At 69.9% G+C, this 12,411-nt stretch carries 12 protein-coding genes; 10 read left to right on the top strand and 2 right to left on the bottom strand.

The genetic code is table 11. The features are described 5' to 3' along the window. Positions 1 to 22: 22 nt before the first annotated feature. From ACFWP5_RS09475 to ACFWP5_RS09430, 10 genes are all read left to right on the top strand, one after another. Positions 23 to 955, top strand: a complete 933-nt coding sequence (locus ACFWP5_RS09475; protein WP_384152818.1) for a LysR family transcriptional regulator — start codon at positions 23 to 25, stop codon at positions 953 to 955. 125 nt (positions 956 to 1,080) lie between these two features. Continuing rightward, positions 1,081 to 1,818 carry a YoaK family protein gene (locus ACFWP5_RS09470; protein WP_384152815.1) on the top strand — a complete coding sequence of 246 codons (738 nt, stop codon included), beginning with the start codon at positions 1,081 to 1,083 and terminating at the stop codon, positions 1,816 to 1,818. After that, positions 1,815 to 2,594, top strand: a complete 780-nt coding sequence (locus ACFWP5_RS09465; protein WP_384152812.1) for an MIP/aquaporin family protein — start codon at positions 1,815 to 1,817, stop codon at positions 2,592 to 2,594. Before ACFWP5_RS09470 ends, ACFWP5_RS09465 begins: the two co-directional genes overlap by 4 nt. A gap of 139 nt (positions 2,595 to 2,733) precedes the next feature. Further along, positions 2,734 to 3,798 (top strand): Rieske 2Fe-2S domain-containing protein, encoded by a 1,065-nt coding sequence (locus ACFWP5_RS09460; RefSeq protein ID WP_384152809.1) that lies wholly within the window; start codon positions 2,734 to 2,736, stop codon positions 3,796 to 3,798. Beyond that, the gene (locus ACFWP5_RS09455) at positions 3,795 to 4,001 is read left to right on the top strand and encodes a hypothetical protein (protein WP_384152806.1); all 207 of its coding nucleotides are present in this window, start codon (positions 3,795 to 3,797) and stop codon (positions 3,999 to 4,001) included. The genes ACFWP5_RS09460 and ACFWP5_RS09455 overlap by 4 nt, the downstream gene beginning before the upstream one ends. After that, positions 3,998 to 4,933 carry a PDR/VanB family oxidoreductase gene (locus ACFWP5_RS09450; RefSeq protein WP_384152803.1) on the top strand — a complete coding sequence of 312 codons (936 nt, stop codon included), beginning with the start codon at positions 3,998 to 4,000 and terminating at the stop codon, positions 4,931 to 4,933. Before ACFWP5_RS09455 ends, ACFWP5_RS09450 begins: the two co-directional genes overlap by 4 nt. 264 nt (positions 4,934 to 5,197) lie before the next feature. Beyond that, complete coding sequence (locus tag ACFWP5_RS09445; RefSeq protein WP_384152800.1) at positions 5,198 to 6,166, top strand: ABC transporter substrate-binding protein; 969 nt, start codon at positions 5,198 to 5,200, stop codon at positions 6,164 to 6,166. Next, the gene (locus ACFWP5_RS09440) at positions 6,163 to 6,936 is read left to right on the top strand and encodes an ABC transporter permease (RefSeq protein ID WP_384152797.1); all 774 of its coding nucleotides are present in this window, start codon (positions 6,163 to 6,165) and stop codon (positions 6,934 to 6,936) included. The genes ACFWP5_RS09445 and ACFWP5_RS09440 overlap by 4 nt, the downstream gene beginning before the upstream one ends. Continuing rightward, positions 6,933 to 7,712 carry an ABC transporter permease gene (locus tag ACFWP5_RS09435; RefSeq protein WP_384152793.1) on the top strand — a complete coding sequence of 260 codons (780 nt, stop codon included), beginning with the start codon at positions 6,933 to 6,935 and terminating at the stop codon, positions 7,710 to 7,712. Before ACFWP5_RS09440 ends, ACFWP5_RS09435 begins: the two co-directional genes overlap by 4 nt. Positions 7,713 to 7,732: 20 nt before the next feature. Then, positions 7,733 to 8,560 (top strand): ABC transporter ATP-binding protein, encoded by an 828-nt coding sequence (locus ACFWP5_RS09430; protein ID WP_384152790.1) that lies wholly within the window; start codon positions 7,733 to 7,735, stop codon positions 8,558 to 8,560. On the opposite strand, the gene ACFWP5_RS09425 is transcribed toward ACFWP5_RS09430, so the two are convergent. Both ACFWP5_RS09425 and ACFWP5_RS09420 read right to left on the bottom strand, forming a co-directional pair. Further along, positions 8,529 to 10,709 carry a discoidin domain-containing protein gene (locus ACFWP5_RS09425; RefSeq protein ID WP_384152787.1) on the bottom strand — a complete coding sequence of 727 codons (2,181 nt, stop codon included), beginning with the start codon at positions 10,707 to 10,709 and terminating at the stop codon, positions 8,529 to 8,531. The two genes, ACFWP5_RS09430 and ACFWP5_RS09425, sit on opposite strands and share 32 nt — an antisense overlap. A 93-nt stretch (positions 10,710 to 10,802) precedes the next feature. After that, positions 10,803 to 12,404 (bottom strand): glycoside hydrolase family 13 protein, encoded by a 1,602-nt coding sequence (locus ACFWP5_RS09420; RefSeq protein ID WP_384152784.1) that lies wholly within the window; start codon positions 12,402 to 12,404, stop codon positions 10,803 to 10,805. Positions 12,405 to 12,411: the final 7 nt, after the last annotated feature.

Raw genomic sequence — 12,411 nt, 5'->3', positions numbered from 1 at the left:
TGGATGAAGAGATGAGCGCGCGATGGACCTGAGGCACCTGAAGTACTTCCTCGCCGTCGCCGAGACCCGCAACTTCACGCAGGCCGCGGCCAGTTGCTACGTCGCCCAGTCCGCCCTGAGCCAGCAGATCGCCCGGCTGGAGAAGGACGTGGGCGCCCAGCTGTTCAGCCGCACCAGCCGTTCCGTACGTCTGACGGCCGCCGGGGAACTCCTCGAACCGCTGGCCCGCCGCATCCTCGCCGACGTCGACAACGCCAGGGCGGCCCTCGACGCGCTGTCCGGGCTGCGGCGCGGGCGGCTGCGCCTCGGCCTCGTCCAGACGCGCGCCTCCTCTGTCGACCTGGTCGAGGTGATGGCCGACTACCACGCCCGCTACCCGGGCATCGACTTCCATGTGACCAACGCGCCCAGCGCGGAGATGGCCGCGTCGGTCCTGGCCGGGGACCTCGACATCGCGATCGTCGGCCTCGGGCCACGGCAGATCCCGGACGGGCTCGACCACCAGGTCCTGGCGGCCGACCCGCTGGTCCTGATCGTGCCCGCCGACCACGCGCTGGCCGACGCGGACGCCGTCGACCTCGCCGACCTGCCGGAGAGCCACCAGCTCATCCAGTTCACCCGGGGCAGCGGACTGCGCCGCCAGGTGGAGGCCGCCTTCGCGCGTGCCGGAGTGGAGCCCGGCCAGCACTTCCAGGTCGGCCAGATACACGACATGATCCGGCTGGCCGCGCGGGGCATCGGCGTGACGGTCGTACCGCGGTCGTCCGTGTTCGACGGGTCGGTCCTCCCGAGCGTCGAAGACGCCCGGAGTGCTCTGCCGTACGGCGCCCGCGCGCTGCGTATCGCGGACGAGGCGGCGGTGCACACCATCTGCGTGGTGCACGACAGCAAACGGCTGGCGCCGGCCGGGGCCGCGTTCCTCGAAGTGGTGGAGCGGCACGCGATCAGGGGATAGGCGATCGATCGCTCCGAGAGATTGCTGCACCCGCATCCATATGTTGGACGAAACGCTCCGTGCGGGGTGAGGCTCGAAGAGGAAGCCGGGAGACCGGGAGACCTCCAGCGAATGGGAGCAATGCCATGCCTGCCGCACTGCACGACGCGTGGACCACGGTCGTCCCCGACATGAAGGACCGGCACGGCCCGCTCCCTCCGCTGATGCTCGCGCTGACGGTGGTGACCGGACTCGTGGACGCCTTCAGCTATCTGGTCCTGGGCCATGTCTTCGTCGCCAACATGACCGGCAACGTCGTCTTCTCCGGCTTCGCGATCGCCGGGGCGGCCGGCTTCTCCCTCGCCGCCTCGCTCGCCGCACTGGCCGCGTTCGCCGTCGGCGCCCTGATCGGCGGACGGCTCGCGCACGGGGCCGGCGCCCACCGAGGACGGGTCCTGCACCTGGCGCTGCTGCTGGAGACGACCCTGGTCCTGGCGGCGTACGTCGTCGCCCAGGTCGCCGACATCTCCCACGTGAGCACGGCCGTCCAGTACGCCCTGATCGCGCTCCTCGGACTGGCGCTGGGCGTGCAGAACGCCACCGCCCGCGCCCTGGCGGTACCCGACCTGACCACGACCGTGCTGACGCTCACCATCACCGGAGTCGCCGCGGACAGCCGTCTCGCGGGCGGCAAGGGCAGCAAGGTCGGCCGCCGGGCGCTCTCCGCCGGAGCGATGTTCGTGGGCGGTCTGGCAGGTGCCGTCACGGTCGAGCACGGCGGCCGGGCCCTGCCCCTGCTGTTCGCCGCGCTGCTCCTTGTGTCAGCCTCCGTCACCGCGTTCGTGCTGACGCACTCCGACGCCTCCTGGACAAAGCCGCTGTGACCAGGGACCCCGCGTGGCGGCGCACGTTCCACTCGGCCCTCCTCGAACTCGCCCTGACCGCAGTCATGTTGTTCGTCGTGGCGACCACGGTCCGCTGGCTGCTGGGCACCATCGACCCGGCGAACGGCGGCTGGTGGAACACCCCGGAGGGCAGACTGCTCGCCGTGGCCCCGCTCTCCGGCTACACGGTCACCGCCGTCATGCTCTCCCCCTGGGGCCGGGTGACCGGCGGCCACGTCAACCCGGCGATCACCCTCGCGATGTGGCGCTACGGCCGTACCCCGGGCCGCGAGGTCGCGCCGTTCATCGCCGGTCAACTGATCGGATCGCTGCTCGGCATTGCGGCCGGACGACTGCTCTGGGGCCCGGTGTTCGCCTCCCCTGCCGTGGCCTTCGCCGTCATCAGACCTGCTCCCGGCTGGAGTTGGGCCGCCGTCGCCGTGATCGAGACCGCCACGATGTTCGTCATCGTCGCCGTCGCCGGAATCGGCGTCTCCAGCCGCCGACTTGGTCCCTTCACCCCGTGGGCGGTCGGCACGATGATCGCCACCCAGATCATCGCGTTCGGCACCCTGTCGGGCGGAATCGCCAACCCGGCAAGGGAGTTCGGGCCGGCTGTGTTCGCCGGGGCGCCCTCTCTCCTGCCCGTCTATCTGCTCGCCCCGCCGCTCGGGGCGCTCGCGGCAACGGTCCTGATCAACCGGATCAACGCCCACCGCCGCACGACCGCACGGATACCGGCCGCGATGGAACCGGCGTCAGCTCCCCACGCGTAGCCGAAGCCCTAGCGGGAGCGCCAGCCGAAGCGTTTACCGAAGCCCTTGCCGAACCTCTTCCGTGAGGCGGAAGACCTGTTGCCGCACCGTGCCGCCCGTCCCGAAGATGTGGCCACCACCAGAGACGGGAGCCGCAAAGATGCCGCACACCACCGCCTTCGCCAGGAACCAGTGGTACGTCGCCGCCTACAGCCACGAGGTCGGCCGCGACCTGCTCGGCCGGACGATCCTCGGCGAACCCCTCGTCTTCTACCGCACCGAGGACGACAACACCGCCGTAGCCCTGCACGACCGGTGTGTGCACCGGCGGTTCCCGCTCTCCGAGAGCCGGCTCGACGGGGACCGGATCGTGTGCGGGTACCACGGGTTCACGTACGACACGACGGGCACCTGCGTGTACGTGCCGGGGCAGAAACGCATCCCCCGCACCGCCCGCGTCGCCTCCTACCCGGTGGTCGAGCAGGACGCGCTGGTCTGGGTGTGGATCGGCGACCCCGCCCTCGCGGACCCGCAGGTCATCCCCCGCGCCCCGCACCTCGCCTCCCCCGACTGGGTCACGGTCAGCGGCATGGAACCGATCGACGCCGACTACGGTCTCCTCGTCGACAACCTCCTCGACCTCTCCCACGAGACGTATCTGCACGGCGGTTACATCGGCTCCCCCGAGGTCGCCGAGACGCCGATCACCACGGAGGTCGACGAGGGCGCGGGCGTCGTACGGGTGAGCCGGCACATGGACGACGCCGAGTGCCCGCCGTTCTACGCCAAGTCCACTGGAGTACAAGGGCGGATCACTCGCTGGCAGGACATCGAGTACCACGCGCCCTGCCTGTATCTGCTGCACAGCCGTATCGCCCCGGTCGGCGTACTCCCCGAGGAGGACGGCAGCGACCCGAACGGCTTCCACACCGAGATCACCTACGCCATCACGCCCTCGTCGGACGGCAAGGTGTACGACTTCTGGGCGGTGTCGCGCGACTGGGCCACGGACGACGCCGAGGTCACCGAGTTCCTGCGCGGCAACAACCACACCGTCGTCATGCAGGACGTCGACGCGCTCAACCTCCTTCAGAAGACGCTGGGTTCGGAGCGCGGCGGCTACCAGGAGCTGAGCATCAACATCGACACCGGTGGTCTCGCGGCCCGCCGTATCCTCGCCCGGCTGGTCGAGGAGGGCGCCAAGCCCGTGGAGAAGGTCCAGTGACCGCTCCGACGGGCGAGGTCTACCGCATCGACTGGCTGCCGGGGACGGACACCCTGCACGGCACCTGCCACTGCGGCCGCGAGCACACCTCGCAGGACCCGATCGAGATGTGGGAGTGGATGCTCGCCCACCCCAACGGCCACTCGGTCGACCCGGCCTACGGGGTCGGCTCGGCTGACGATCCACAGGGAGTCGGAGCATGACCACCTACGAGGCCGAACTCGTCGTAGACCGGCGGGAGTTGGTGGCCGACGGCGTCCTCGCCCTCACCCTGCGCCACCCGCTGGGCGAGCAACTCCCGGTCTGGGAACCGGGCGCCCACATCGACGTCGTGCTCGGCCCCGACCTGGAGCGCCAGTACTCACTGTGCGGCGACCCGGCCGACCGTACGGCGTGGCGGATCGCGGTGCTGCGGGAGCCGGACGGGCGGGGCGGATCGGCGTACGTGCACGGGCAGTTGGGGCTCGGCGACAAGGTGCGGGTACGCGGGCCGCGCAACCACTTCCGGCTGGAGCCCGCCCCCCGCTACCGCTTCGTCGCGGGCGGCATCGGCATCACGCCCCTCCTGCCGATGCTGGCCGCGGCGGAGGCGACGGGTGCGGAGTGGAGCCTGCTCTACGGCGGTCGCACCCGCAACTCCCTGGCGTTCACGGAGGAGTTGGGCCGCTACGGCGAGCGCGTCACCGTCGCTCCGCAGGACGAGGTCGGGCTGCTCGACCTGCCGTCCGTCCTCGACGACGTACCGGACGGCACTCTTGTCTACTGCTGCGGTCCCGGGCCGCTGCTCGACGCGGTCGAGGCACGGTGTCCCGGCGGCATCCTGCATGTGGAGCGGTTCCAGCCGAAGGCCCAAGTGGCGGGCGCCGACAGCGAGTTCGAGGTCGTGCTGGAGCAGAGCGGCAGGACGGTCACCGTCCCGGTGGGCGTGTCCGTCCTCGACACCGTGCGCGCCGCCGGTGTCGAGGTGCTGTTCTCCTGCACCGAGGGCACCTGCGGGACCTGCGAGACCGACGTCCTCGAAGGCACCCCGGACCACCGCGACTCGGTGCTGAGCGAGGAGGAGCGGGCGGCCGGCGAGACGATGCTCATCTGCGTCTCGCGCTGCCTGGGGAAGCGGCTGGTGCTGGATCTGTGATCCTCGGGTCCGCCTCGATCGCGGCCGCCACCATCACGCCATCGCGCCCCCGCCACCACCACGCCGCTCCGGTCCCGCACCGGGGCGGCGATCTCTCTTCCAGCACACCAAGAGCGCACTTCGATAACTGTCAACAATATTGTGAGCACTAGCCATTGACCTGGCCGTGCAGAGGGCCCTACGTTCCCGCTCAGCACCAGTTGAGCACCACTGTGCGGAGTGCGCACAGCCTGTCGGAACAACGTCGTCTGCACAGGAGATGCCATGCGTCGTCTGCTCGTCGGCCTCGCGGTCGGAACAGTGCTGGTCGCCGCGTCGGCCTGCGGTTCGTCCGGCAACGGAGCGTCGGACAAGAACAGCTCGTCCACCGGGACCACCACGGTCAAGGTGGGGGTCATCCCCATCGTCGATGTCGCCCCGCTCTACCTCGGCCAGAAGGAGGGCTTCTTCAGCAAGCACGGCCTGAAACTGTCGATGACCCTCGCGCAGGGCGGCGCGGCCATCGTGCCGGGTGTGGTCAGCGGCCAGTTCCAGTTCGGCTTCTCCAACATGACCTCCCTGATGCTCGCCCAGACCAATGGCGTCCCCGTGAAGGCCATCGCCAACGGCGTCGCCTCAACGGGCGTGTCGGGCAAGGACTTTGGGGCCCTCGTGGTCAAGAAGGGCAGCTCCCTCAAGTCGGCGAAGGAGCTGGAGGGCAAGAAGGTCGCGGTCAACACGCTCAAGAACATCAACGAGACGGCCGTACGAGCATCGGTCCGCAAGGCCGGCGGTGACCCGGACAAGGTCAAATTCGTCGAGCTGGCCTTCGACCAGATGCCGGCCGCGCTCGACAAGGGCCAGATCGACGCCGCCATGGCCGTCGAACCCGCGCTCACCACCATGTTGAACCAGGGCGCCACCCAGATCGCCTGGCCACTGGTCGACGTGGCGAAGAACCTCACCGTCGCCATGTACTTCACGTCGACGGCGTACGCCTCGAAGAACCCGGACATCGTGAAGAAGTTCCAGGAGGCCACCGCCGAGTCCCTGGCCTATGCCGACGCCCACCCGGACGAGATCCGCCAGATCGTCGCCACCTACACCAAGGTCCCCGCCGGCGTGCTGGCCAAGGTGATCCTGCCCAAGTGGCCCGCCGATCCGAACCGTTCCTCGATCGAGGCGCTGGAGAAGCTGAGCGAGACCGACGGCCTCTTCAAGAAGACCCCCGACCTGAACACGCTGCTCCCGTGAAAGGACTGAACACCGCACTCGGTGCGGCCGGACTCGCGGCCTTCCTCGCCCTCGGCGAGGTCGTGCCGCGCGTCGGTATCGTCAAGGAGGCGTACTTCCCGCCGACCAGCAGGATCGCGTCCGCGTTCTGGGACGAGCTCAAGGACGGCACGTTCTGGTCCGCGCTCGGCGACACCCTCACCGGCTGGGCCCTGGGCCTCGCGATCGCCGTCGGCGCGGGCATCGTCGTCGGCGTCCTGCTCTCCGTCGTCCCCCACCTCCGCGAGGCGACGGCGTCGACGGTCGAGTTCCTGCGCCCGATCCCGTCGGTCGCCCTCATCCCGCTCGCGGTGCTGTTGTACGGCACCGAACTGAAGTCGGTGCTGTTGCTCGTCGTCTACGCCTCCTTCTGGCAGATCCTGATCCAGGTCCTCTACGGCGTCCAGGACGTCGACCCGGTCGCCGAGGAGACGGCACGGTCGTACGGTCTCGGCACCTGGGCCCGGGTCCGCCACGTGCTGTGGCCGAGCGCGCTGCCGTACGTCATGACGGGCGTGCGACTGGCGGCGGCCGTCGCGCTGATCCTCACGATCACCGCCGAACTGGTCATCGGGGCACCGGGGTTGGGCGCGACCATCGCGGTCGCCCAGACCTCTCAGGCCGTGCCCGAGATGTACGCGCTGATCGTGGTGACCGGTCTGCTGGGGCTGCTCATCAACGTGGGCGCGCGTACGGTGGAACGGCGGGCGCTGGCCTGGCACCAGTCCGTGCGCGGGGAGGTGGCGGTGTGAGTCGGGCTCTGCTCCGGCTGCTGTACGCGGTCGCGCTGCCGGCCGTACTGGTCGCCCTGTGGTGGCTGGCATCGGACGGCAGCACCAACGTGTACTGGCCGCCGCTGCGCACGATCCTCAAGACCTTCCCCGACGTATGGACCGGCGACCGGCTGAGGACGGACGTGCTGCCCAGCGTCCTGCGGCTCTCGGCCGGTTACGCCACGGCGGCCGTCGTCGGGGTCGCGCTCGGCACGGTGATCGGCTCGTACCGGCGGGTGCGCGCGGTGTGCGAACCGGTCCTGGAGTTCCTGCGCGCGGTCCCGCCACCGGTGCTGGTCCCGGTCATCATGCTGTTCGCGGGCATCGGCGACACGATGAAGATCGTGGTCATCGCGAGCGGCTGCGTCTGGCCCGTCCTCCTCAACACGGTCGAGGGCGTCCGCGCGGTCGACCCCGTCATGAAGGAAACAGCCCTCTCCTACGGCGTCACGGGCGTCGCCCGGCTGCGCACGCTGGTGCTGCGCTCGGCGAGCCCGCAGATCTTCGCGGGGCTGCGCCAGGCGCTGTCCATCGGGATCATCCTCATGGTCATCAGCGAGATGTTCGCGGCCACCGACGGGCTGGGTTTCACCATCGTCCAGTTCCAACGCAGCTTCGCCCTCCCCGACATGTGGACCGGCATCCTCGTTCTCGGCATGCTGGGATTCCTGCTCTCCGTCGTCTTCCAGGTGGTCGAGCGGCGGGTGCTCGGCTGGTACCACGGCCTGCGCGCCGCCGCCCGCCGGTCCCCGTGAACATCGTGAAAGGGCGGTCCATGCACGCGCAACTCGACGTATCAGGCCTGAAAAAGGTCTACGAGGGTTCCGGCCGCCGGGTGGAGGCGGTGCGGGACCTCACCTTCACCGTCGACGCCGGCGAACTCGTCTGTCTCGTCGGTCCGTCGGGCTGCGGCAAGACCACTCTGCTGAAGTGCATGGGCGGACTGCTCACCCCGACCGCGGGCGAAGTCCTGCTGGGCGGAAAGAAGGTGAGCGGGCCGCCGCCCGGGATGGCGTTCGTGTTCCAGGAGTACGGGCGCAGCCTCTTCCCCTGGATGCGGGTCGGCGAGAACGTCGAACTGCCGTTGAAACAGAAGGCGTTGAGCAAGGCGCGCAGGCGGGAGCTGGTCGCGGACGCGCTGGAGTCGGTGGGGCTGGCGGATGCCGCGGGGGCGTATCCATGGCAGCTGTCCGGCGGTATGCAGCAGCGGGTCGCGATCGCGCGTGCGCTGGCGTACGAGCCCGACGTCCTGCTGATGGACGAGCCGTTCGCGGCGGTCGACGCGCAGACCCGGGCCGATCTGGAGGATCTCGTACGGGGGTTGTGGCGGGAGCGCGGCATCACGATCCTGTTCGTGACGCACGACATCGACGAGGCCGTGTACTTGGGCGAGCGGGTGGTCGTGCTGTCCGCGTCGCCGACCGTCGTGCAGGAGCAGCTGAAGGTCGATCTGCCCGTGGAACGCGACCAGTTGCACACCCGGGTCGCCCCGCGCTTCGCCGAACTGCGGACCCATGTGTACGAGCAGATCCAGGCGGCGAAGCGCGGGACTCTCCCCGTTCAGGAAAGGCTCACGACGTCGGATACGCCTCCACTTCACTGAACTGCGCTGCGGGCCAGCCGGTGTTGGCGGTGACGTTGAGCCGCAGATAGCGGAGGTTCGTGCTGCTCGGCAGGGCCACGGTGACCGTGTTCCCGGTCGCCGGGTCGAAGCGGTAGCCGGTGGAGCCGACGACGGTCGAGTAGGCCGAGCCGTCGGTGCTGCCCAGCACGGTGACGGTCTGCGTGCGGGCGCTCCACGCGGAGGACGGCGGCAGCTTCAGCACCACCCTCCGTACGGCCTGGGCGGAGCCGAGGTCGACCGTCCAGGCCTGCGGGAAGGCGTTGTTGGCGGACTCCCAGTAGGAGGTGGCGTCGCCGTCGACCGCCTTGCCCGGCGTGTAGACGTCCTGCGAGCCGGTCGCGGTGGCCGGGCGGCTCTTGGCGAGGTTGGTGTTCTGGTCCGGGGGCGGGTTGCCCTGGCCGGGCTGCGGCCAGGTCGAGCAGTCCGACCAGGTGCTGCTCCAGCCGGAGTTGCCGCCGCCGTCGGCGAGGCTGAAGACCCCGGAGCCGGACGGGTAGGGGCAGTTGTAGATGCCGGCCGCGCCGACGCCGGTGGCCTGCGTGTTGCTGAACTTGGCCGCGCCCTGCGCCTCGGCCTGGACGACGACCGTGCCGGCGTTCCGCACGGTGGCGCCGTTCACGGTGACGTTGCCGGTCGAGTAGCCGTGCCCGCCGCCGGACACGAACTCGAAGGCGCTGTACGGGCTGTCGGTGATCGTCGTGTTGGTGATGTTGACGGTCGCGTTGACCGCGCTGTCGTAGGAGTCGACGCGCAACGCGCCCATGGGATGGCCCCAGTTGGGGTTGATCGCGCCGGTGCGGACGAGGGTGTTGCCGTCGACCGTGATGGTGCCGGCGAGCGGGGAGAAGGGGTCGAGGAACTTCTGGTTGGAGATCGCGATGCCGCTGCCGAGGGCGTTGGTGTCGGAGATCAGGTTGTTCCTGACCGCGATGTTCGTGCCGCCGTAGATCGCGATGCCGTTGGCGAGGTTCGGCTGCGAGATGGTGTTGTTCTCGAAACTGCTGTTGGTGTCCGGGGAGTTGAGCGACCACATGGCGAGGGAGTCGTCGCCCTGGTTACGGAGGAAGTTGTTGCGGACGATGACGCCGTGGGCGGTGCCGTTGAGGTTGAGGCCGTCGGCGGTGGTGTCGAGGACGCGGTTGTTCTCGACGACGAGGTTGTCGTTGTTGCCCGTCAGCCAGAAGCCGACCTTCAGGTGCTGGATCCACATCCCGGAGACCGAACTCCCCGGTCCCAGCGCCCCGTTGACGAAGTTGTCCGGGTTGGAGTCGACGCGCTCGGTGACCTCGCCGATGACGGCGAAGTCCTTGATGTGGACGCCGCCGGAGGAGCTGGACTGGTCGATGAAGCGCGAGGTGTGCACGACCGAGTACCACTGGCCGGCGCCCTGGAGCGTCACGTTCTGCACACCGCTGAGGGAGGAGGTGAGCCGGTAGTCGCCCGGCGGGATCCACACCACTCCCCCTTGGGCGGCGGAGATGGCGTCGCGGAACGCCTGGGTGGAGTCGCCCGCGCCGCTGGGGTCGGCGCCCTTGGAGACCACGGACACCGAACCGGCGGGCTGGGTGGCGGCCCCGCCGACCTGCTCGAAGTCGGCCACGTCGACGGTGACTTGGGTGCCGGTCGACACGAACGCGACCTTGTCGCCCTGCTGGACGTTCTGGCCGAGCAGGAGCCGGGAGTTGTCGAAGAAGTGGTGCGTCTTGGCGCCCGCGATCCAACTGGTGTCGATGTACGAGTACTTGGACGTGACGGCGAGCGTCTTGTTGATCTTCACGCCGTTGACGTACACGTCGACGGTGCCGCTCTGACCGTCCGGGACGCTGTAGGACACGTTCACGGCGTTGGCCGCGCGCGGCACGGTGAACTCGACGCGCTGCCCGGAGGCGAGCCGTACGGCCTGCCGTCCGGAGGCCTCGGAGGCGAGGGTGCCCTGGGTGTAGTCGGGGCCGATCCTGGTGCCGGTGGTGGTGGCCGACTCGGCCTCGACGGAGGTGAAGGGGAGGGAGGCGCCCGAGGCGGCGTGGGCGGCGGCGGGGGTCAGGGCGACGAGCGTACCGGCGGCGAGCGCGACGGCCGCACCGATCATTGGCATGCGCCTGACAGATTTGAGCATGGTGCTGTGCATGTGCTGATCCCTTCAGGGTGGGGGTAAGGGGATAGCGGATGTGGGGCGGTGGTCGACAGCCGACAGTCACCGGTCGACAGTCGGCAGTCGGCGTTACGCGGTCTGCAGCCAGGCCGCCGTGTCCCGCGGCAGGCGTCCCTGGTCGTCCAGGGGGCCGCTGGTCAGCAGGGACCGGGTGTGTGGGGGGAGGTCGGCGGGCGTGTCTGCGAGGTTGACCACGCAGAGCACGCCCTCCGCGCGGGCGAAGGCGAGGACGCCTTCGGGGGCGGGCAGCCAGGTGAGGGGGCCGTCGCCGAAGACAGGACGGAGGCGGATCGCCTCGCGGTAGAGGTTGAGCATGGAGTCGACGGTCCGCTGCTGACGGTCGACCGCATACGATGTCCAGCCGACCGGCTGCGGCAGCCACGGTTCGCCGCGCGAACCGAAGCCCGCGTACGGCGCCCCCTCGGCCCACGGCAGCGGCACCCGGCAGCCGTCGCGGCCGGGGTCGGTACCGCCGGACCGGAAGTACATCGGATCCTGTATGCGGTCGGCCGGCAGCTCGACCTCGGGGAGTCCCAGCTCCTCCCCCTGGTAGAGGTAGACCACCCCGGGCAGGGCCAGCGACAGCAGCGCGGCGGCCCTGGCGCGCCGGGTGCCCAGCGCGAGGTCGGTCGGGGTGCCGAAGGCCTTGGTGGCGAAGTCGAAGCCGGTGTCGGCGCGGCCGTAGCGGGTGACCGTGCGGGTCACGTCGTGGTTGCACAGGACCCAGGTGGCGGGCGCGCCGATCGGGGCGTGCTCGGCAAGGGTCTCGTCGATCGAGGTGCGCAGTCGCTCCGGGTCCCAGGGGCAGGACAGGAAGGCGAAGTTGAAGGCGGTGTGCAGTTCGTCGGGGCGCAGGTAGCGGGCGAAGCGCTCGGTGTCGGGGAGCCAGACCTCGCCGACGAAGACGGCGCCATACTCGTCGGCGACGGCCCGCCAGGAGCGGTAGATGTCGTGGAGTTCGTCGCGGTCGACGAAGGGGTTCGGGTCGCGGCCCTCGACGAAGTCGGGCAGCGCGGGGTCCTTGGCCAGCAGCGCCGCCGAGTCGATGCGGACGCCTTCGACACCGCGCTCGAACCAGAAGCGCAGGATGTCCTCGTGCTCCTGACGCACCGCCGGGTGGGCCCAGTTGAGGTCGGGCTGTTCGGGGGTGAACAGGTGGAGATACCAGTCGCCGTCGGGGAGGCGGGTCCACACGGGTTCGGTGGAGCCGGCGAACTGCGACGGCCAGTCGTTGGGCGGGAGTTCGCCGTGTGCGCCGCGTCCTGGGCGGAAGTGGAAGAGGTCGCGCTCGGGGCCGCCGGCGAGGGCGGCACGGAACCACGGGTGCTGGTCGGAGACGTGGTTCGGCACGATGTCGACGATCGTGCGGATGCCCAACTCCCGTGCCTCGGCGATGAGTTTCTCCGCCTCGGCGAGCGATCCGAAGGCCGGGTCGATGGCGCGGTAGTCGGCGACGTCGTAACCGCCGTCCTTCATCGGTGACAGGTACCAGGGGTTGAACCACAGGGCGTCCACGCCGAGTTCGGCGAGATACGGCAGTCGGGAGCGGACGCCCGCGAGGTCGCCGGTGCCGTCGCCGTCGCCGTCCGCGAAGCTGCGGACGTACACCTGGTAGATGACGGCGGAGCGCCACCAGTCGTCCTGGCTCTGGGCAGGGGAGGGCTGTCCCACGGTGCTG

Source organism: Streptomyces sp. NPDC058469 (genome assembly GCF_042721125.1).
GTDB lineage: Bacteria > Actinomycetota > Actinomycetes > Streptomycetales > Streptomycetaceae > Streptomyces.
This window is presented reverse-complemented; position numbering and strand designations above follow the sequence as displayed.

Bases quoted from the DNA above. Each gene is read 5' to 3' on its own strand.
- ACFWP5_RS09475 (WP_384152818.1), top strand. From the start codon at position 23: ATGGACCTGAGGCACCTGAAGTACTTCCTCGCCGTCGCCGAGACCCGC.
- ACFWP5_RS09470 (WP_384152815.1), top strand. From the start codon at position 1,081: ATGCCTGCCGCACTGCACGACGCGTGGACCACGGTCGTCCCCGACATG.
- ACFWP5_RS09460 (WP_384152809.1), top strand. From the start codon at position 2,734: ATGCCGCACACCACCGCCTTCGCCAGGAACCAGTGGTACGTCGCCGCC.
- ACFWP5_RS09450 (WP_384152803.1), top strand. From the start codon at position 3,998: ATGACCACCTACGAGGCCGAACTCGTCGTAGACCGGCGGGAGTTGGTG.
- ACFWP5_RS09445 (WP_384152800.1), top strand. From the start codon at position 5,198: ATGCGTCGTCTGCTCGTCGGCCTCGCGGTCGGAACAGTGCTGGTCGCC.
- ACFWP5_RS09430 (WP_384152790.1), top strand. From the start codon at position 7,733: ATGCACGCGCAACTCGACGTATCAGGCCTGAAAAAGGTCTACGAGGGT.
- ACFWP5_RS09425 (WP_384152787.1), bottom strand. From the start codon at position 10,709: ATGCACAGCACCATGCTCAAATCTGTCAGGCGCATGCCAATGATCGGT.